Annotated in this window: 18 protein-coding genes; 8 read left to right on the top strand and 10 right to left on the bottom strand. The window is 66.8% G+C overall.

Features of this window, described 5'->3' with window-relative positions:
- Positions 1-28: 28 nt before the first annotated feature.
- Positions 29-301, top strand: a complete 273-nt coding sequence (locus AC1DYK_RS21710; RefSeq protein ID WP_478168198.1) for a helix-turn-helix domain-containing protein — start codon at positions 29-31, stop codon at positions 299-301.
- A gap of 17 nt (positions 302-318) precedes the next feature.
- Here the strand turns inward: AC1DYK_RS21710 and AC1DYK_RS21705 are convergent, their stop codons facing one another.
- From AC1DYK_RS21705 to AC1DYK_RS21690, 4 genes are all read right to left on the bottom strand, one after another.
- Positions 319-717 carry a hypothetical protein gene (locus AC1DYK_RS21705; protein ID WP_478168197.1) on the bottom strand — a complete coding sequence of 133 codons (399 nt, stop codon included), beginning with the start codon at positions 715-717 and terminating at the stop codon, positions 319-321.
- 149 nt (positions 718-866) lie between these two features.
- The gene (locus AC1DYK_RS21700; protein ID WP_478168196.1) at positions 867-2,333 is read right to left on the bottom strand and encodes a TrkH family potassium uptake protein; all 1,467 of its coding nucleotides are present in this window, start codon (positions 2,331-2,333) and stop codon (positions 867-869) included.
- 18 nt (positions 2,334-2,351) lie between these two features.
- A complete protein-coding gene (gene trkA, locus AC1DYK_RS21695; protein WP_478168195.1) occupies positions 2,352-3,818 on the bottom strand; it encodes a Trk system potassium transporter TrkA in 1,467 nt (488 codons plus the stop codon).
- 101 nt (positions 3,819-3,919) lie between these two features.
- Positions 3,920-4,339 (bottom strand): DUF1801 domain-containing protein, encoded by a 420-nt coding sequence (locus AC1DYK_RS21690; protein WP_478168233.1) that lies wholly within the window; start codon positions 4,337-4,339, stop codon positions 3,920-3,922.
- A 226-nt stretch (positions 4,340-4,565) separates the two neighbouring features.
- Between AC1DYK_RS21690 and AC1DYK_RS21685 the strand changes: the two genes are divergently transcribed.
- Positions 4,566-5,717 carry a serine hydrolase domain-containing protein gene (locus AC1DYK_RS21685; RefSeq protein ID WP_478168194.1) on the top strand — a complete coding sequence of 384 codons (1,152 nt, stop codon included), beginning with the start codon at positions 4,566-4,568 and terminating at the stop codon, positions 5,715-5,717.
- Between the two features lie 24 nt (positions 5,718-5,741).
- Here the strand turns inward: AC1DYK_RS21685 and AC1DYK_RS21680 are convergent, their stop codons facing one another.
- The 4 genes from AC1DYK_RS21680 to AC1DYK_RS21665 all read right to left on the bottom strand — a co-directional run bounded on the left by AC1DYK_RS21680 (position 5,742) and on the right by AC1DYK_RS21665 (position 9,626).
- Positions 5,742-6,098: a hypothetical protein gene (locus tag AC1DYK_RS21680; protein ID WP_478168193.1), complete on the bottom strand. Its 357-nt coding sequence runs from the start codon at positions 6,096-6,098 to the stop codon at positions 5,742-5,744.
- Positions 6,099-6,280: 182 nt separating this feature from the next.
- Positions 6,281-7,285 carry a Bug family tripartite tricarboxylate transporter substrate binding protein gene (locus AC1DYK_RS21675; protein ID WP_478168192.1) on the bottom strand — a complete coding sequence of 335 codons (1,005 nt, stop codon included), beginning with the start codon at positions 7,283-7,285 and terminating at the stop codon, positions 6,281-6,283.
- A 40-nt stretch (positions 7,286-7,325) separates the two neighbouring features.
- Positions 7,326-8,735, bottom strand: a complete 1,410-nt coding sequence (locus AC1DYK_RS21670; RefSeq protein ID WP_478168191.1) for an amidase family protein — start codon at positions 8,733-8,735, stop codon at positions 7,326-7,328.
- A 114-nt stretch (positions 8,736-8,849) separates the two neighbouring features.
- Complete coding sequence (locus AC1DYK_RS21665) at positions 8,850-9,626, bottom strand: FadR/GntR family transcriptional regulator (protein WP_478168190.1); 777 nt, start codon at positions 9,624-9,626, stop codon at positions 8,850-8,852.
- Between the two features lie 188 nt (positions 9,627-9,814).
- On the opposite strand from AC1DYK_RS21665, the gene AC1DYK_RS21660 reads away from it, so the two are divergent.
- Positions 9,815-10,651 carry an alpha/beta hydrolase gene (locus tag AC1DYK_RS21660; RefSeq protein WP_478168189.1) on the top strand — a complete coding sequence of 279 codons (837 nt, stop codon included), beginning with the start codon at positions 9,815-9,817 and terminating at the stop codon, positions 10,649-10,651.
- 126 nt (positions 10,652-10,777) lie between these two features.
- Here the strand turns inward: AC1DYK_RS21660 and AC1DYK_RS21655 are convergent, their stop codons facing one another.
- Complete coding sequence (locus AC1DYK_RS21655; protein WP_478168188.1) at positions 10,778-11,116, bottom strand: nuclear transport factor 2 family protein; 339 nt, start codon at positions 11,114-11,116, stop codon at positions 10,778-10,780.
- 157 nt (positions 11,117-11,273) lie between these two features.
- Between AC1DYK_RS21655 and AC1DYK_RS21650 the strand changes: the two genes are divergently transcribed.
- Positions 11,274-12,170 carry an AraC family transcriptional regulator gene (locus AC1DYK_RS21650; RefSeq protein ID WP_478168187.1) on the top strand — a complete coding sequence of 299 codons (897 nt, stop codon included), beginning with the start codon at positions 11,274-11,276 and terminating at the stop codon, positions 12,168-12,170.
- Between the two features lie 44 nt (positions 12,171-12,214).
- Here the strand turns inward: AC1DYK_RS21650 and AC1DYK_RS21645 are convergent, their stop codons facing one another.
- Positions 12,215-12,607 (bottom strand): hypothetical protein, encoded by a 393-nt coding sequence (locus tag AC1DYK_RS21645; protein WP_478168186.1) that lies wholly within the window; start codon positions 12,605-12,607, stop codon positions 12,215-12,217.
- Between the two features lie 144 nt (positions 12,608-12,751).
- Between AC1DYK_RS21645 and AC1DYK_RS21640 the strand changes: the two genes are divergently transcribed.
- The 4 genes from AC1DYK_RS21640 (at position 12,752) to AC1DYK_RS21625 (ending at position 18,537) form a co-directional block, all read left to right on the top strand.
- On the top strand, positions 12,752-13,981 hold the full coding sequence (locus AC1DYK_RS21640; protein WP_478168185.1) for an FAD-dependent oxidoreductase: 1,230 nt from the start codon (positions 12,752-12,754) through the stop codon (positions 13,979-13,981).
- Between the two features lie 117 nt (positions 13,982-14,098).
- Positions 14,099-14,545, top strand: coding sequence for an SRPBCC family protein (locus AC1DYK_RS21635; RefSeq protein WP_478156144.1), 447 nt, complete (start codon positions 14,099-14,101; stop codon positions 14,543-14,545).
- Positions 14,546-14,739: 194 nt separating this feature from the next.
- Positions 14,740-17,427 (top strand): helix-turn-helix transcriptional regulator, encoded by a 2,688-nt coding sequence (locus AC1DYK_RS21630; RefSeq protein WP_478168184.1) that lies wholly within the window; start codon positions 14,740-14,742, stop codon positions 17,425-17,427.
- A gap of 186 nt (positions 17,428-17,613) precedes the next feature.
- The gene (locus AC1DYK_RS21625; protein ID WP_478168183.1) at positions 17,614-18,537 is read left to right on the top strand and encodes a TauD/TfdA dioxygenase family protein; all 924 of its coding nucleotides are present in this window, start codon (positions 17,614-17,616) and stop codon (positions 18,535-18,537) included.
- The last annotated feature ends 9 nt before the right edge of the window (positions 18,538-18,546 follow it).

Here is an 18,546-nt window from a genome sequence, read left to right as displayed (position 1 = left end):
GCTTCGATTGTGCGGCGACAATCCGCGGATGGCTCAAGGCAAGCGGATTTCGGCAGACATCGGCGGCGACGCCCTCCAGGCGATCAAGGACATGGGTGCGGCTGCCAGGCTGGCCCGTACCAGCGCCGGCGACGGCCAGGCCGCGGCCGCCGCCCGACTGGGTGTCCACGTCCAGACCATCGCCCGGATCGAATCGGGCGAGCCAGGCGTCGCGATCGGGCACGTGCTGGGCCTGCTGGCGCTCTACGGTATCGCCACGCAGTTGCAGCCGCCGAAAAACGGCGACCCGTCCGCAGCCTGAGCGGTTTCCGCCGCTGCCTATCGGACCACGTAGTACGCGGAGAATTCGCCGGCGCTGTGCGCGCAGCGCTGAAACCCGACTCGAAGCAGCCAGCGTTCGAACCGCGGGCTCGCGATGTTCTCGAGGTAGAGCACGCGCGCCTGCAGACCGTCGCTTCCATCCAGGAAGCGCTCGATCAGCCTCGCGAAATACCCTTGGCCTCTGGCGCCCTCGGCGACGTGGATGTGGGCCAGGCAGAGGGCAGGCTCTCCGGGCGTGGAGGCCTTGAACCAGGAATAGCGCATGTACGCCTGGAGCGCGGGGCTCGTGTACCAGCGCGAGACCACATCGTGCGCGTGAGGAATGTCGGCCTCGAACTGGGCGAGCCACGCGAAGCAGACGTCCAGTTCGGCCTCCAGTTTGGTCGTGCAGTCCATGCGTCCATCGTAGCGGGCGCCAAACGGCTTCTATTGCGCTGCAACAACAGTGGGGCGCCTGGAAATCGGTTTCTCGTCTGAGGACTTTCCCCAACCAGAAGTCTCCGCTTGCGTCTCATTGGCGCCCAGCCGGGCGCGGCGGCCCGTGCTCACTTGCGCCAGAACGAGGGGGTCAGCAGGGCAATGAAACTCAGCATCTCGAGCCGGCCGAGCACCATCGCGAAGGTGCAGACCCACACCTGGAAATCGGTCAGGCTGCTGAAATTGCCGGCCGGCCCGACGCTGCCCAGCCCCGGGCCGGTGCAGTTCACGCTGGCCAGCACCGCGCTGAAGGCCGTGACCGGGTCGAGGTCGGTCAGCACCAGCAGCATGCTCAGCGAGATCGTGGTCACGCCGTAGACCAGCATGAAGGCCAGGACCGAGAAGATCACGCGGTGGTCGACCACCATGCTGCCGAGCGTCACCGGCTGGACCGCGCGCGGATGCACGAGGCGCGTCATCTCGCGCCGCGCCTGCTTCACCAGGATGAGCACCCGCACCATCTTGATGCCGCAGCCGGCCGAGCCTGCGCTGGTCGCCACGCCCGAGAGCAGCAGCATGAACAGCGGCGCGAACACCGGCCAGGCCAGGTAGTCGACGGTTGCATACCCGGTCGTGCTGCCGACCGAGATGGCGTGGAACACGCCGTAGCGCAGCGCATCCACCGGACCGTAGACGCCCTTCGCCCACAGCACCACCGCCACCAGCACGCCGCCGGCGATCAGCGCGATGAGCGTGCCCCGCAGCTCCGGGTCGCGCCAGAAGCCGCGCCAGTGACCCTTTCGCATCGCGATGAAATACAGCGCGAAGTTGCAACTGGCCGCGAGCATGAAAATCACGGCCACCCCTTCGAGCAGCGGCGATTTGAAGTACGCAAAGCTCGCGTCGTGCGACGAGAGCCCGCCCAGGCTCACGGTGGTGAACATGTGCATCATCGCGTCGATGGCCGTCATGCCGCCGGCCCAGTACGCGAGGAAGCAGACCGCCGAGAAGGTCGCGTAGATTCCCCAGAGCCCCTTGGCGGTTTCCTTCACGCGCGGCGTCAGCTTGCTGTCCTTGATCGGGCCCGCCACCTCGGCCCTGAAGAGCTGGCTGCCGCCCACGCCCAGCAGCGGCAGGATGGCCACCCCCAGCACCAGGATGCCCATGCCGCCGAGCCATTGCAGGAAGGTGCGCCACACGTTGATCGACACCGGCAGCTCGTCGAGCCTGGAGAGCACCGTCGCGCCGGTGGTCGTGAGGCCCGACACCGACTCGAAATACGCATGCGCGAAGTTGACCGGCCGGCCGATGCTGTCGAGCGCCCACATCAGCGGCAGCGTGGAAAACAGCGGCAGCAGCACCCAGGTGAGCGACACCAGGAAGATGCCGTGGCGCGGTTGCAGCTCGCGCTGGTAGCGGTGCAGGCCGCCCCACAACGCGACCCCGCAGACGAACGAAATTGCCGCCGAGATGGCCCACACATGGCGCAGGCCGTCGGCGTGCGTCCACGAGATGACCCACGGCACGAACATGCCGAACGAAAAGAAGCCCAAGAGCGCGCCGAGCACGCGCAACACCGGAAAGAAGTCGCTCATGGAACGAGGCCGGTGCCGTCAGAAGAAGGTGGCGCTCACGCGGAACAGCTTCTCCACGTCGCGCACCTGGCGCTTGCGCGGCACGAAGATCACGATGTGGTCATTTCTCTCGATCACGGTGTCGCCGCGCGCGATGATCACTTGGGCCGGCGTCGGCGGCACCTCGCCGGCCGGGACCACGCCCTCGCCGACTTCCGGCAAGCCGCGCATGACGAGGCCGAATTGCGCCCCCTTGGGCAGCCGGATGTCCGAGATCTTGCGTCCGACCACGCGCGAGGTCTTGCGGTCGCCGCGCGCCACGATCTCCAGCGCTTCGGCGACGCCGCGGCGCAGGCTGTGCACCGCCTGCACGTCGCCCTGCCGCACATAGGCCAGCAGCTCGCCGAGCATGGTCTGCGCCGGCGACAGCGCGATGTCGATCTGCGTGCCGTGCATCAGGTCGGCATAGCTGCGCCGGTTGATCAGCGCCAGCACGCGCCGCGCGCCCAGGCGCTTGGCCAGCAGGCTGGCCATGATGTTGTCCTCGTCGTCGCTGGTGAGCGAGAGGAACAGGTCGATGCCCTCGATGCCCTCGTCCTCCAGCAAATCCTCGTCGGTGCCGTCGCCGTGCAGCACCAGCACGCCGGCCGGCAGTTCGGACGCGAGCTGCACGCAGCGTGCATGGTTGCGCTCCAGCACCTTGATCTGATAGTTGCGGCCGGTCTCGAAGAGCTGTCTTGCCAGCCGCAGCCCCACGCGCCCGCCACCCGCGATCATGATGCGCTCGACGTCGCGATGATCCGCCTGGTCGTAGCGGTGCAGCGCCGACAGCACCGATTGCAGGTGCTCGCGCGCCGACAGCACGAACACCTCGTCGCCGGGCTCGATCAGCGTCTGGCCTTCGCAGATGATGAAGCGGTCGGGCTCGTTTTCGAGCCGGCGGTAGATCGCGACGATGCGCATGTCGGCACCGGGCACGCATTCGCGCAGCTCGGCGATGCTGTGGCGCACCAACGGCGCGCCCGCCACTGCCCGCACCGACACCAGGCAGGCCAGCCCGTTGGCGAACTCGCGCACCTGCAGCGCCTCGGGGTACTCGACCAGCTTGCCGATGTAGCGCGTGAGCGATTCCTCGGGGCAGATCACGCAGTCGACGGCGAAGCCCTCCTTGCCAAGGAGCGGGCTGTCTTCCTTGTAGGCATCGGATCGCACGCGCGCAATGCGCGTCGGAATGCCGAACACCTGATGGGCGACCTTGCAGCAGACCAGGTTGGTCTCGTCCTGCGCGGCGCAGGCGATGAGCATGTCGGCATCGCGCGCACCGGCTTCGGCCAGCACGTCGGGCTCGATGCCGCTGCCCACGACGCCGCGCAGTTCGAGGCGTTCCTCGAGTTCGCGCAGGCGCGCCGCATCGGTGTCGATGACGGTGATGTCATTGCGCTCGGACACGAGCGTGCCGGCCACGCTCTCGCCGATCCGGCCTGCGCCGAGGATGATGATGTTCAAGTGATGGATTCTCCCGGGACGCTTTATACGCCCGAAGGGAATCGCGCGAGAACGGTATCCCGCACACCCCGATGCAGAAGCTGCTCAGGGGGCGGATTTCCTCAGGACTTCGCTTGCTTCGCAGGCTTCGACTTGGCGCAACCGTTGAGGCCGACCGCCTCGCGAACGAGCGCCTTGAAGGCGGACTCGTCCACTTCCTCTGCTTCGTGGATGTCGATCGCGCGGCGCATGTTGCCGTCGAGGCTCGCGTTGAAGAGACCGGCCGGGTCCTTCAGGGACGCGCCCTTGGCGAAGGTGAGCTTCACCTTGTCCTTGTAGGATTCGCCGGTGCAGAGGATGCCGTCGTGCGACCACACCGGGGTGCCCATCCATTTCCACTCTTCGACGACCTCCGGGTCTGCCTCCTGGATGAGCTTGCGCATCCGGGCGAGAGTTTCCCCGCGCCAGTCCCCGAGCTCGGCGATCCGTTCCGAGATGAGCGCCGAAGCCGACTGGCCTCGGCTCGCGTCCGACTTTTTCATGTTCCGATCCTGGAAGAGCCGCCCCCTGTTTGGCGTGCATTGTTTCGAAGTTGGGGTGTGCAGCAAGTGGCCTTGGATGCAAAGGGTCTTGCACCAAAGGGCAGGCCACGGACGGGCGCCGCACACCGGCCGAGGTGGCACTGTCCTGCTCGTTTGGGCAGAATGTCCCACCCGTGCCAGCAACAACCCCTCGCGCGGATTCTCCACCTGAACATCGGAGGCGATCATGGCATTCAACGGTTCGGCCATCGTGGCATTGCTGGATGGCGCTGTATCGAAGGGAACCCTGCACGGCGTTGCGGCGGTGGTGGTCGACCGCAACGGACCGCTGTTCCATCATGCGGCCGGCGAAGCGGGCGAGCGCACGCTGTTCCGCAACGCGTCGATGACCAAGGCCGTGGCCACGACGGCGGCGCTGCAGCTGGTGGAGCAGGGGCGGCTGAGCCTCGATGCCACCGTCGAATCCATCCTTCCGGAATTCGGTCGGTTGTCGGTCCTGGACGGCTTCGACGGCGACACGCCGCGCCTTCGACCGCCGGCCAGCAAGGCCACGGTGCGCCAGCTCATGACGCACTCGGCCGGCCTGGGGTACTTCTTCCTCAACGAAAAGCTGCTCCGGTACCACGCGCTGACGGGGGAGCCCAACCCTCTGTCGGGCCTGAAGCGCAGCCTGTCGGTGCCGATGGTCAACGACCCGGGCACCGCTTGGGAGTACGGCGTCAACACCGACTGGCTGGGGCTCGTCGTCGAGAAGATTTCGGGGCAGAGCCTCGGCAGCTACCTGCGGCAATTCGTCTATGGGCCGCTGGGAATGAATGATTCCACCTTCGCGCCCAGCCCCGAACAGCGCGAACGGCTGCTGCGCGTGATGCAGCGTCAGGGCGATGGCAAGCTCGCGCCGTCGCTGCTCGACTTGCCGCCCACCTCGGAGTGGGACGCGGCCGGCCACGGCTCCTATGGCACGGTGCAGGACTATGGCCGCTTCGTGCAGGCCTGGCTGAACGACGGCGCCGGCATCCTCAAACCCGCCACCGTGCAGATGGCGCTGCAAGACCACCTTGGCCGGATCCAGCTGCCGACGCTGTTGAAGTCGACGGTGCCCGAGCTGTCGAACGACGTGCCCGCACTTCCGGTGCCGCAGAGCTGGGGCCTGGGCTTCCATCTCACGCTGGCCGATCTGCCGGGCATGCGCAGCAACGGAACCGGGGACTGGGCGGGCGTCTTCAACTCGTACTACTGGATCGACCGCGCCAAGGGCATCGGTGGGGTCCTGATGACGCAGCTGCTGCCCTTCTTCGACATGCCCGTCATCGAGACGCTCATGGGTTTCGAGATGGCGGTGTACCAGCAGGTGGGCGCGGCCGTGCCCGCGGCCTGAGCTCTCCCGCGAGGCCTCCGGCCCTCAGACCCGCATACCGAGATCGAAGCGCCGGCGGTTCGCCCAGAGGTTGACCAGCGCGTCGAGTTCCGTCGCATAGATCGCCACCTGGGGCGGGCCGAAGGAGCCGTCGCTGCGGGCCCTGCTGCGCATGGACGCGTGCCAGAACCCATCCGAAAGCTGCCTGTGCTGACCCAGGAATTCGCAGCCAAGCGGCGCGGCCAGCGAAAAGGCGCATCGGCGAAGGAGCATGCCATCGCTCCTCGAGCCTTCCACGCCTTTGGTCGACACGAGCATATGCACCCCGTCGTCCTGGAGGACGTTTTCTCTCGGGAGCTGGGTGAGCAGCTCCGGCGACCGGTTTGAATGTGGCTTGTCCATGCTGCCTATGTATCGGCGGCCATGAGCCAAGTTGTAGTCGGCGCGTCATGAAAAATGTAACCGCCGGTCTACGGCGCCGGCTTCAACGCATTCAGAAGCGAATCGGCGAACCCCTGGGGTTCTCGATGTGGGGGATGTGTCCCACGCCTGTTGGCGCTCGGCCGCGCGTCGTACGCCACCCTTCAGTCGCCCTTGTAGCCCGAGGCCTTGATGACCGGCAGCCAGCGTGCGGCGAGCGCGTCGGTGTACTGGACGACCTCCTCCGTTGACGCGCCGGGCAGCAAGTCGTAGCCGACCCGGCCCAGTTTTTCGCGCACGTCGGGCATGGCAAGCACCTTGCGCATGGCCCGGTTCCACTGTGCGATGGTGGCCGGTGCCGTGTTGGCATGGGCGTAGAGCACGTAGCGCGAAGAGGCCACCAGCGTCGGGTAACCCGATTCGGCGAAGGTCGGAACATCGGGCAGTCCGTCGGCACGCTTGTTGCCGGCCACCGCCAGCACGCGCAGTTTGCCGGCCCGGTGGTACTCGGTGAGCGTGGTCGTGGCATCCATGCCGGCGCTCACCTGGCCGCCGAGCAGTTCCGTGACCATGGGGGCGCCGCCGCGATAGGGCACCAGGGTGGCGCCAGAGTGCGACAAGGCCACGAAGTCCATCGCCAGGAAGTGCAGCAGCGAACCCACCGTGGTGATGCCGATCGAGCCTTGATCGGGATGCGCCTTGGCGGCCTCGACGAACTGGGCCAGTGTCTTGACCGGCGAGGCCGCACTGACCGCCAGACCGAACTGCACGCCGGTCACGTCGGTGATGGGCTTGAAATCGGTGGCGGGATTGAAGCGCATGTTGGCGTAGATCGCCGGGCCGATGAACATCGGGTCCACGGGTGCCAGCAGCACGGTGGTGCCATCGGCAGGCGCGTTCTTCAGCGCCTCGGCGGCCAGGCGGGTGCCGGCACCGGGACGGTTGTCGACCATGATGGTGCGGCCGAGTTCGTCCTTCAGTTTTTCCGACAGCAGGCGGCCCATGAAATCGGCCGGGCCGCCGGGTGGGAAGGGCACGATGATGCGATTGACGCTTTGCGCCAGGGCTGCGGTCGGAAGCATGGCGCCCAGACCGAGGCCCATGGCGGCAGCCGCGAGCACGTTGCGACGCGAAAGCGGGATGGCGGAAGCGGGGTTGCGTTGACTCATCGGAAAACTCCTGGTTGAAGTGATGGAGACGGAGAGGGAATTACCGGGCGGTGAACGGGGTGAACTGCGCTGCGTCTTCCAGGACCTGGCCCGCGTCCAGCAGCAGATCCTCGCGAAAGCGCCAAGCCAGCAGTTGCACGCCGATGGGCACGCCGCCTGCCATCCCGGTGGGCACCGAGAGGCCTGGCAGGCCCAGCGCGGCGGTCGCCAGCAGCGGACTCTGGGCATCGATCAACGCGCGCGCCTGCTCCAGCGTGCCGGCGTCTTCGTCCTGCGGGCACGGGCGTTGCCATGACACCGGCATCAGCACCAGCGGATGGGATTGCAGAAAAACGGACCAGCTGCGAAGCAGCGCCTGGCGCCGCGCCAGCGCCTCCAGAAAGCCATCGCGATCGGTTTCGGCCATGCCGGCCAGCAGGTTGCGTTGACTTCGCTGCATGACCTCGTCGCCGTGGTCTTCAACGCCGGCGATGATGTTGCGGCGACTGTCGTCGACCGTCAGCGTGCGCCACAAGGCGGCGGCTTCGGCGAAGAAGGGCAATTCGGCTTCCTGCACGTCATAGCCCGCTTGCTGCAGCCAGCGCGCGGCGTCGTTCAGTGCCTGGGTCACGGCCGGGTCCACGGGGAAGCCGGGGGAACTTCTGAAGAGCGCCACGCGAATCGGACCCGCAGGCCGCGGCAGTTCGAGCGGCACCGGCACCCAGTTGGGGTCGCGAGCGTCGTGGCGTGCCATCGCCTCATAACCCAGGCGCAGGTCGGCGAGGCTGCGCGCCAGCGGCCCTTGTACCGACATCAGCTGCGGGGTGATGCCGCGCTCGGCGGTTGCACTCGGGTTGTAGGCCGGCACCCGGCCGACCGTGGGGCGCAGGCCGAGCACACCGCAGGCATAGGCCGGGTAGCGGATGGAGCCGCCGATGTCGTTGCCGTGCGCCAATGCGCCCATGCCGCTGGCCACTGCGGCCGCCGCGCCGCCGCTGGAGCCGCCGGGCGTGATGGCCGCATCCCAGGGGTTCAGCGTGCGCCCGTGCAGGCCGTTGTCGGTGAACCAGCGCGACGAGTAAGTGGCCGTGTTGCTGCGTCCGACGATGATGGCTCCGGCGTTGCGCCAGTGCGCCACCAGCGGCGCATCCTCGCGTGCGATGTGCTCGCGCAGCGGGATCGCGCCATTGGTGGTCGCATGGTGGGCCTGGTCCACATTGACCTTGATGCTGACCGGCACGCCGTGCAGCGGGCCCAGTGCATCGCCACGCAGCGTGAGCCGGTCGGCGGCATCGGCGCTGGCCAGCGCTTCATCGGCCAGCACTTCGGCCAGGGCGTTGATCTGCGGGTTGAGTTGCTCGATGCGCGCCAGCACGCTGATCGCCACTTCGCGGCAGGACACGTCGCGCCGACGCACGGCAGCGGCAATGTCGACGGCACTCAGCCGCCATAGCGCTTGTTGTTGATTCATGTGTGGACTCCAGAAATTTCAGACAAAGGAAACCCGGCACCCCGGCTCGACCGGGGTGAAGGAAGGTGTTGGAAGTGAAGCGGCGGCAGCGGGTGATCCGCGCCGCGATCGCGCCTAGCCGCTCGGGTTCATCAGCAGACTGCCGCGGTCGACCCGGGACTCGGCTTCGAGGGCCAGCGCTTCGGCATGCTCCATGTGCAGCCGCATGATCTCGCGCGCCCGCGAGGCGTCGCGGGCGCGCAGCGCATCCAGCAAGTCGGTGTGGCTGTGCAGGATTTCCTCGTCGAAGCGGTCGAACTCCGGAAGCGCATGGCGCACGATGATCACTCGCCGGATGACGTCGTTGAGCAGGCGGCAGACGAGTCCCAGAAAGGGGCTGCTGCAGGCGTCGATCAGCCGGTCATGGAATCGCAGGTCGGCCTCGCGGCGCTCGTTCCAGTCTTCGCTGCCACCATGCGCCGGATGGCTGTGGCCGATCAGGGCCTCGAGCTCGGCCAGGTCGGCCTCGTCCAGGCGCGTGGCCACGTTGGCGGCCAATTCGGGCTCGACCACGCGCCGCAACGCGTACAGCATGGTGATGTCGACGGGCTGGAAATAGAGGAAGTTGGACACCGCCTCCAGGCACTGTTCGTAGGAGGTCTGCGTGAGCGTGGCGCCTCCGTTGGGTCCGGTGCTGAGGGCCACCAGCCCCTGCACCTGCAGCGCGGCCAGCGCTTCGCGCACCGTGCCTCGCGAAACGCCCATCTGTTCGATCAGCTCTTTCTCTTGGGGCAGCCTGCTGCCCACCTGTTGCTGCGTCTGGACGATCCAGCGCTTGATGCCGTGGACCACTTGGTCGGAGCGTTTGACGCGCTTGGCGCGCAGCAGGGGAGGCTTGGGTTTGGGTGGCATACGCGTTCGGTGTTTATGATCATAAATATCATCAATTCGTGAAATGCTGTCAAGCGGGTTTGACCGCATGAATGCAAGCAGGCGCCAGGAGCGTGCTGCTAAGCTCACGACCGACCGACTTCTGTCGGGCCAGTTGCGGACCTTCGGGTCGATACCCCCTAGCCTCGGAAGGCGGTCAGGACCCCACCTTGTCATCCAAAGTCTCTCGCATCGCCCTCTCGGCCTCGGCGGCCGCGCTTGGAAGCATCGCGGCCTACTGGACCCTCCTGGCGACACGCCAGGGACACATCCTGTTCGACGCCCGAAAGCGCCACCCGGTCGTTCATCTGTCCGACGACTTTTCCACCTACTCTCACACCGTGCCGGGCGGGATGGTCCGCGGGTATGTCTATCACCCCCAGGGTGAGGCTGCGCTGCAGGACCTGCTCATCTATTTCGCGGGTCGAGGCGAGGACGTCCGCGCCACCGCCAAGGCCCTGCACTGGCTGCCGGAAGGCTTCGGTTTCGCCGCGGTCAACTATCGGGGGGTGGCCGATTCCGAAGGTCGCCCCTCCGAAGTCGCTTCGGTCACGGACGCGATCCAGTTTGCCAATCACCTGCGCCGGGCATTGCCGAAGGTACGCCTGCACGTGGTCGGCCGAAGCCTGGGGACGGGCGTGGCCATCCAGCTGGTGGCGCGACAGGAGTTCTCGAGCCTCCAGTTGGTCACGCCGTACGACTCGATGCTGGAGGTGGCGAGGAAGCGCTTTCCGCTGGTGCCGCTTTCGATCTTGCTGCGGCATCCGTTCAATTCGCTCGCGCACAGCCGGGAGGTCGCCGCAAGAACCCAGGTACTGCTGGCCGAGTCGGACGACGTCGTGCTGCCGGAGCGCTCGCAGAAGCTCATCGCCGCCTGGCCGACGCCCATCAGCGTACAGACGATTCCCGGCTCCAACCACCACAGCATCATGGGCCTCGAAGCGACCTGGCTCCATCTCGTCGACTTTGCGCTGACGGCCGTCCTGTCCGAACCGAAGGTCGCATGACATGCCGCCGCGCACGCCCCATGACTGCTGGGTGAAGAGCAGCTGCTCGAAATGCTCGGGCGAGACGGCTGCACGCACGCACCTGCGATTCGACCTCACTGGGGTGTGAGCGTCATTTCGACTCGCTCAGAACATCGTGTTCGTGTTGTTCGCCGTCTCTGGCACCGGCTGCAGCACGTCCCAGTGCTCGAGGATCTTTCCATCGGCATCGAAGCGGAAGATGTCCACGCCCGCGGTTTCCTTGCCACCCCAATCCAGATACCGCACGTGGATGAAGGCCAGATCACCATCGATCGCGACGCGCTTGACTTCGCACGGGACCGTCTTGACCTGCTTGATGAAGCCGGTGATGAAATCCGTGCCGTTCGGGAACAGTGGATTGTGCTGAATGTAAGGACCTGCGACGAGGCCCGGCAGCAGATCGGCTTGGCCTTCATTGAAGATCTGGTCGTAGATGGTGGCCACTGCAGCTTGAATCTTGGCTCTTTGCATGATTTCTCCGGGTTTTGACACGCCTCACGAATGCGTGGCGTTGCAGCGATTGGAGCGCCAATTGCTCAGACGATCCATGCGTGTAAGTCTCAATTCAATAACCAATCGTCTCATTCGCTACCATGCGGCAATGCAGGCATTGAACGGTTGGCTCAGGACAGTGCGCGCCGACGGCATGGTGCTGGTACGCACGCGCGTGGCCGGTCCTTGGGGCTTTGCCGTCGACGCGCGCGACGCCGCGGTGTTCCACTTCGTGGCCGAGGGGCGCGCCGTCGTGCGTCAGTCTGATGCGAAAGCCATCGAGGTCTTGCCTGGTGAACTGGTGCTATTCCCCCGGGGCAGGGCGCACGAAGTGGCCCATTCGGTCCGCGGCAAGGCCCTGCCGCTCGCCGAATTCATGGCACGGCGCAATGGCGTCGCCGATTCCGCGACCGAGGCATGCACGCTGATCTGCGGCGAGTTCGGCATTGACCGGCACCTTGCGCTGCCGGCGATGCGCGCTTTGCCAGCCGTGGTGCACCTGCGCCCCGGCAGTGAACCGGGCGACTCCGCGCTGGGCGACACGATGCGCCTTCTGCAGGCCGAGGTCGAGACGCCGAACTTCGGCAATCAGATCGTCGTGCGCAACCTGCTATCCATGCTCTTCGTATATTTCATGCGTGATTGGGCCAACACCGCTGCACCACGTGTCGACGATTGGTTCTCCGCTGTGCGCACCCCGCACTTGGCACGTGCGCTGGCCTGCATCCACGAGTCGCCCGAGCGCGGCTGGACATTGGAAGAATTGGCGAAGGAGGCCGGCGTCTCGCGCGCGACCTTCGCCCGACAGTTCAACGCCTCGGTGGGCGAACCGCCGCACAACTACCTCACGAGATGGCGCATGGGCGTTGCTGCGCAATTGCTGCAAGAGACCGACTTGCGGCTTTCCGAGATCGCGGTGCGCGTCGGCTACCAGTCGGAGTTCTCTTTCAGCCGGGCCTTTAGACGCTGGCGTGGTTTGGCGCCTGTTCGATTTCGGCGCCGGTGACCCTTGAGTTGGGCTCCCGCCGCGTCATCTGAACCGATGATCGCCTATTGCGTCACGGCGCCGGCGGGCGGTGCGGAGCCGGCCGGCGGCACGATGACTGCACGGCCGTCCGGCGAGGTGAAGACGGTGCTGGAGTCGGTGCCGGCGCGCGATGCACCGCTGGGTGAGATCACCGTGGACCTGTCTTCTGTCTGAGAATTTCCCGAGCTCCCCCATCGACCCTGCTGCAGAGCGAGGCCGGCGTCCCGCACGCACGCATCGCGCTCCGGGCGGGGCATCGTGCCATCGTTGCAGCGAGCGATGAGGCTGTCATAGCGCTGCTGAGGCGTGTCCGTCTGTGCACCGGCCAGCGTCGCGCATGCGAGCAGCATGGCTGCTGCAGCAACGCGAATCGGAAACGGGCCTGCAACTTCCCAGTTGACGCGTCGTTGCTTCATGGGGTACTCCTCGGATGCTTGTCTCATTGTTGAGGCCTGCTCAGTGACAGTCAAATGCCCGTCCAGGAACCACTTCTCCAAAAGTCTGCTTGAGGACCGCAACCCGACGGTGCTATATGCTCAAGCGGTTCGACTCAGCACCGCATGCAATCGCCGTCAACCAAACTGAACATCGGAATTGCCGGCGCCGGACCTGCCGGTCTGGCCACAGCCATTGCATTGAGCCGGCAAGGCCACCGGGTTGAGGTTTTCGAGAAGCATCCGACTCTCGAACCGCTGGGTGCCGGGCTGCTCATCCAGCCGCAGGGCCTGCGCGCACTCGAAGAACTGGGTGTACGGCGTGAGTTCGACAGCGTCAGCGTTCCCATCAGGCGGCTTCTCGGGGCCAGCCACCGCGCGTGGCGCGTCGTCGATATCGACTACGAGGGCTCGCCAGCCCGTGCCGTCAGCCGGGCTGCGCTTTCCCGAGTGCTCTACCAGGCAGCGCAAGGGACCGGGGTCCATTTTTCCTTCGGGTGCGAGGTCCAATCCCTCACGGCGCTGGATGGGCGCGCACGGACAATGACGAATCAAGGGGGCGCAGATTTCGACCTGTTCGCAATCGCTGACGGGGCCGCTTCGCGCCTGAGAGAGAACGTCGGCCTTGCAGGCCCTTCCAAGACCTACCGGTGGGGCGCCCTGTGGGGCCAGTTCTGGGTTCCCGAGTGGAAAGAGCCGGATGTCCTGCTCCAGCGGTTCAGGGGAACGTCGGAGATGATGGGCCTTCTGCCGACCGAGGTCTCAGGCCACGTGGTTCGCCTCTCGTTCTTCTGGAGTCTTCGCGTCGACCGCTGTGGCGAATGGCATGCGGGCGACCTCTGCGCATGGCGCTCGCATGTGCTGTCGCTTTGGCCGGAGGCGGCGCCCGTGGTCAATCAAATTCGACGCCACGACGACCTGTCGTTTGCGGTCTATCGCCACACGTGGCCGCGCGCCATGGGCGAGGGACCTCTGTGCGTCGTGGGCGATGCCGCGCACGCCATGAGCCCCCAACTCGGCCTTGGAACCACACTCGCCATCCAAGATGCCCTCGCCCTTGCCAAAGCCGTGGCGGGCCACGGCGCATCCGAAGCGGCGCGGGAGTACTCGCGCCAGCGGCTGCGACCGTCGCAGGCGTTTCAGACCCTCAGCAGGGCATTGACTCCTTGCTTCCAGGCCCAGGGCGGCGGACTTTGGCGCGATGCGCTCTTTGCAATGGGCCTGCGCCTGCCGGGTGTGCCATGGCTGATGAAGCGCAGTCTGGCGGCGCCATCCTCCCCAGGCTCCGGGCCGATGGCGACTGGAGCCGTACCGCTGCAGGCATCCGAGTCCAACGGGCCGGCACGCCTCGGCTGAACATGTCGTACAGGACGGCCCGCAGAGACCGGCAGACGTCGCGCGGTGTCGATTTTCCGCAGGCTCATTCGTCGTGTCAGTGAGGATCATCCTCAGCAACTTCAGGAGAAAACCACCATGGCTACCAACACCATCCGTCTGCACCGCGTGCTGCGCACTTCACCGGACCGGCTCTACCGTGCCTTCGTCGAACCCAGCGCTTTCGAGCGCTGGCTGCCACCCTTCGGATTCACGGGCCAGGTCCATCACATGGAGCCCGTGGTCGGGGGCGCTTGGCGCATGTCCTTCACCAACTTTGGTACCGGCCACAGCCACTCGTTCGGCGGGAAGTACCTGGAACTTGTCCCCGGCCAGCGCATTGCCTACGATGCGACGTTCGACGACCCCAACCTGCCGGGCACCATGAAGACCACCGTGACGCTGACCCCAGTGTCCTGCGGCACCGAAATGTCCGTCGTGCAGGAAGGCATCCCCGATGTGATTCCGGCCGAGATGTGCTACCTGGGCTGGCAGGAGTCGCTGCTCGCGCTGGCCCAGTTGGTCGAGCCGAATATTCCGGGTTGAGGCGTCCGCCTTCGGCCGACGTCAAAGGCCGTCCTTCGCAGGGGGGCAGAATTCGCTCCCTCAGCCACGTCGAGGGCGAAGCTAGAATTCCCGAAGCTGCAGGGTTGCCTTTGCGCGACGGGGAGCTGTCGAGTCACCTGAATCGCACCGGGCAGTCGACTTCCGCACCTCCTCATGTTCTCAGAGGGAATTTCGTGACGCGTGGTCCCGCCGAAGTCGACGATGACTTGCTGCTCAAGGTCGCTCCCCCGCGGGTGCCTCGCCATCTGGTCTCGCGTGCGCGCCTCCTTTCGACCGAAGCCGCGATTCGGGATCTTCCCGCCATCCTGGTGCAAGCCCCGGCCGGATTCGGCAAGACCTCCTTGCTGGCACAGTGGCGGCTCGAGCATCTGTCCCACGGGTCGGTGGTCGCCTGGTTGTCGGGCCAGCCTCAGGACGACCCTCAGCGGCTGGCGCAGAGCCTCGCTCTGGCGGTCCGGCGCGCAGCCGGGCGGTCCACTTTCGGCCATACCTTGCTCGAAGCCGTCGGCCCCGGCGGCCTCGAGGGCGTCACGGTGTGGCTCGCGGAACTGGCACAGTCGGCGCTCGACGTCGTACTGATCGTCGACGAGGCCGATCGCCTGCCGCCGGCCTCGCGCGAAGCCCTGGCCTATCTGTTGCGCAATGCGCCGCCGAACCTGCGCGTGATCATCGGCGCGCGTCCCGATTGCCGACTGGACATCGATGATCTCATCGCCTACGGCCAATGCGTCGTGATCGGGCCGGCCTCGCTTCGCTTCCGGCTTGCCGAAACCCTGGAACTCGTGCGAGGCCGGCTGGGACTTCGCTTCGACAACGACACCGCCGCCCGGCTGCATGAGTTGACGGAGGGTTGGCCCCTGGGCCTTCAGCTTGCACTGACGATCGTCGCACGCGGTGTCGATGCGCACGCCGATGTCGCGAGCATGGCCGCGCTGGGCGGCGAGTTGCATGACCACTTCGTGAAGCTGCTGCTCGCCAACCTCGACCCCGGCGACAGCGACTTCCTCACTCGCATCTCGATCCTGGACCATTTGCATCCGGACTTGTGCCGCGCAGTCACGCAGTACGAAGACGCGACCGAAAGACTGGCGCGCCTGAGCCGCGACACGCCGGTCTTCGCCGCGGCCGAACGGGGCGACTGGCTGCGCATGCACACCCTCGCGCGCGACGTGTTGCGCAAGCTCTTTTCGGCCTTGACCGCGGCACAGCAGGGCGAGGCGCATGCGCGCGCGGCGGCGTGGCTCGCCGACCACGGTTTGCTCGAATACGCGGCCCGGCATGCCTTGACCGCAGGCGAGCAGCAGAAGGCCTATGGGCTGGCCGAGCGCAGCCTCTACGAGTCCATCATGAGACATGGCCGCCAGGGGGCGGTGCTCGAATGGCTGGCGCAGCTCCCGGCTGCCGAACTGGATCGGCGGCCTCGGCTCCTGCTCGCTGCCGCCTGGACCCTGGGAGTCAGCGAACGCCACGAGGAAGCCGAGCGCCTGGTGGCGCGGATCCTGGCCCAGCCCGAGGTCGACGACGAGCTTCGCTGCGAATGCGCGCTGATCCTCGGCGGTGCGGCGCTGTTCGCAGACGATCCGGACCGCTTCGCGACATTGCACGATCCCTGGGCGGATGCAGCGCCGCTGCGCGATCCGATGCTCCTGCAGGTGCATGCCAACCGGACGGCGTACCGTGCGCTGCTCGAAGGCGAGCCGGCCCTGGCGCGCCTGCGCGAGCAACAGGCGCCGCGCGGCGATTTCGGCCGCGGCGTGGGGTACATCGGACGCTGGGGCGAGTTCATCGTCGGGCTCAGCTACATCTGGGAAGGGCAGATCCTGCTTGCCGACAGCTTTCTGCGGCCGGCCGTGGCGAGCGCCGAGGCCGACCTGGGGCGGCGCAACCGGTTCAGCTGCATGCTGGCGGCGCTGCTCGCCGCGGCGGCCTGGGAGTGCGACCGTCCCGACGATGCGACAGCCCTGCTGGCCGACCGGCTGGACATCCTCGAGCGCAGCGGCTTCGCGGAGTCCTTGCTGCTGGCCTACCGGACCATGGCGCGCATTGCGGCGGCCGAGGGCGCCGAACACCGTGCGCTCGAGCTGCTCGGCGCCCTCGATGCCGTCGGCGCCGCCCGAGGGCTGCCGCGTCTGCGCATCGCAAGCCTGACCGAGCAGGTGCGGATGCATGCCGGGCGATACCGCGCGGCGAGTTGCCGAGAGCTCTGCGAGCGGATCGATGCACTGCTGCGCGACGACGCATGGCCCCAGGGCCGGCTTTGGCGGCGCAGCGTGGACATCCTGCGCGAGGTGGCCCGGGGGTATGCGGCGATTGCCGCGAAGGACTGGCGTGTTGCGCTGGAGCCGCTGTCGCGCGCCGACGAATTGGCGCGGGCGCTCCAGCAGGGCCGCCTGCATATCGAAATCCTCGGCCTGCATGCCTTCGCCCTCGACCGGTGCGGCGAGGAATCGCAGACACGCCTGCAGGAAGCCATGGACCTGGCGGATACCTACGGTCTTCGGCGCGTCTTCGCCGACGCGCATCCCGATCTGGGCGACTGGGTGCGCAAGGTTGCGGCAGAAGGGTCGGGGCGCGAAGTCCTCACCGCTATTCCGGCGTCGGCGCCGCGGCCGACCGCGAAGATGCCGGAACCGCCACGACCTGCCGCGTCCTTCGGCATGGTGCTCACGCCGAAGGAGCGCGAGGTGATGGAGCTGCTGGCACGCAACCTGTCGAACAAGGAAATCGGACGCGCCATGCAGGTCGGCGAGACCACCATCAAGTGGCACGTGAAGAACCTCTTCGCCAAGCTGGATGCGGGTACCCGCAAGCAGGCCGTGCTTCGTGCCCGCATCCTCGGGCTGATCCAGCCGGCGGACTGACCCGCGGCCGAGCCGCCGCCCCCGCCAGGGTGGGTTGGGGTGGGGTGGGTGCCCCTCCTGCAAGGAGGGGGCGCCGGCGGGGCCTTCTGCCTATTCTCGGTGCCTGCGGAGCCGCCGGATCGCGGCTCGCTCCCCCCCAACGAGCCCGGATCCGTCCAGAGGCTCACCACGGAGACACACAGGCCCATGAACTCAGTCACCCTCCCGAGCCCGCTGCCGGCCGGACCCGCCGTCGTCTCGGCCGCGGCGCTGAAGACCTCCATCAAGGTCGAACCGCTGACCTGCACGATCGGCGCCGAACTGCGCAACGTGCACCTTGGCGCGGCTTCGCGCGATCCCGGCCTGATGGCCGAGATTCGCGCTCTGCTGCTCAAGCACAAGGTGCTTTTCTTTCGCGATCAGGACATCACGCGTGCCGAGCACGTCGCCTTCGCGCGCTGCTTCGGCGAGCTGGAGGACCACCCGGTGGCCGGCAGCGACCCCGAACACCCGGGGCTGGTGCGCATCTACAAGGACCTCGACAGCAAGAAGGAGCACTACGAGAACGCCTGGCACGCCGACGCCACGTGGCGCGACAAGCCGCCGTTCGGCTGCGTGCTGCGCTGCGTCGAGACGCCGGAGATCGGCGGCGACACGATCTGGTCGAACATGGCCGCGGCCTACCTGAACCTGCCCGAGACCATCAAGGTGCAGATCGCCAGGCTGCGCGCCCGCCACAGCATCGAGGCGACCTTCGGCGCGGCGATGCCGATCGAGCAGCGCCACAAGCTCAAGGCGCAGTACCCCGACGCCGAGCATCCGGTGGTGCGCACGCATCCCGAGACCGGTGAAAAAGTGCTCTTCGTGAACGGCTTCACGACGCACTTCGTCAACTTCCACACGCCCGAGAACGTGCGCTACGGCCAGGACTACGCGCCCGGCGCCAGCCAGCTGCTGAACTACCTGATCAGCCAGGCCGCCATTCCCGAGTTCCAGGTTCGCTTCCGCTGGAAGAAGAACAGCATGGCCTTCTGGGACAACCGCTGCACCCAGCACTACGCCGTGCAGGACTACTGGCCCGCGGTCCGAAAGATGGAGCGCGCCGGCATCGTCGGCGAAGCGACCTTCTGAGCGATCTTC

The sequence above is a fragment of the Variovorax sp. P2_H12 genome (assembly GCF_056403395.1).
Note: the sequence above shows the minus strand (reverse complement) of the source record. Positions and strands in the feature narration are given on the sequence as shown.

Coding starts and splice junctions, on each gene's coding strand:
- AC1DYK_RS21710 (WP_478168198.1), top strand. CDS start 29: ATGGCTCAAGGCAAGCGGATTTCGGCAGACATCGGCGGCGACGCCCTC.
- AC1DYK_RS21705 (WP_478168197.1), bottom strand. CDS start 717: ATGGACTGCACGACCAAACTGGAGGCCGAACTGGACGTCTGCTTCGCG.
- AC1DYK_RS21700 (WP_478168196.1), bottom strand. CDS start 2,333: ATGAGCGACTTCTTTCCGGTGTTGCGCGTGCTCGGCGCGCTCTTGGGC.
- AC1DYK_RS21690 (WP_478168233.1), bottom strand. CDS start 4,339: ATGAAAAAGTCGGACGCGAGCCGAGGCCAGTCGGCTTCGGCGCTCATC.
- AC1DYK_RS21685 (WP_478168194.1), top strand. CDS start 4,566: ATGGCATTCAACGGTTCGGCCATCGTGGCATTGCTGGATGGCGCTGTA.
- AC1DYK_RS21680 (WP_478168193.1), bottom strand. CDS start 6,098: ATGGACAAGCCACATTCAAACCGGTCGCCGGAGCTGCTCACCCAGCTC.
- AC1DYK_RS21675 (WP_478168192.1), bottom strand. CDS start 7,285: ATGAGTCAACGCAACCCCGCTTCCGCCATCCCGCTTTCGCGTCGCAAC.
- AC1DYK_RS21670 (WP_478168191.1), bottom strand. CDS start 8,735: ATGAATCAACAACAAGCGCTATGGCGGCTGAGTGCCGTCGACATTGCC.
- AC1DYK_RS21665 (WP_478168190.1), bottom strand. CDS start 9,626: ATGCCACCCAAACCCAAGCCTCCCCTGCTGCGCGCCAAGCGCGTCAAA.
- AC1DYK_RS21650 (WP_478168187.1), top strand. CDS start 11,274: ATGCAGGCATTGAACGGTTGGCTCAGGACAGTGCGCGCCGACGGCATG.
- AC1DYK_RS21645 (WP_478168186.1), bottom strand. CDS start 12,607: ATGAAGCAACGACGCGTCAACTGGGAAGTTGCAGGCCCGTTTCCGATT.
- AC1DYK_RS21640 (WP_478168185.1), top strand. CDS start 12,752: ATGCAATCGCCGTCAACCAAACTGAACATCGGAATTGCCGGCGCCGGA.
- AC1DYK_RS21635 (WP_478156144.1), top strand. CDS start 14,099: ATGGCTACCAACACCATCCGTCTGCACCGCGTGCTGCGCACTTCACCG.
- AC1DYK_RS21625 (WP_478168183.1), top strand. CDS start 17,614: ATGAACTCAGTCACCCTCCCGAGCCCGCTGCCGGCCGGACCCGCCGTC.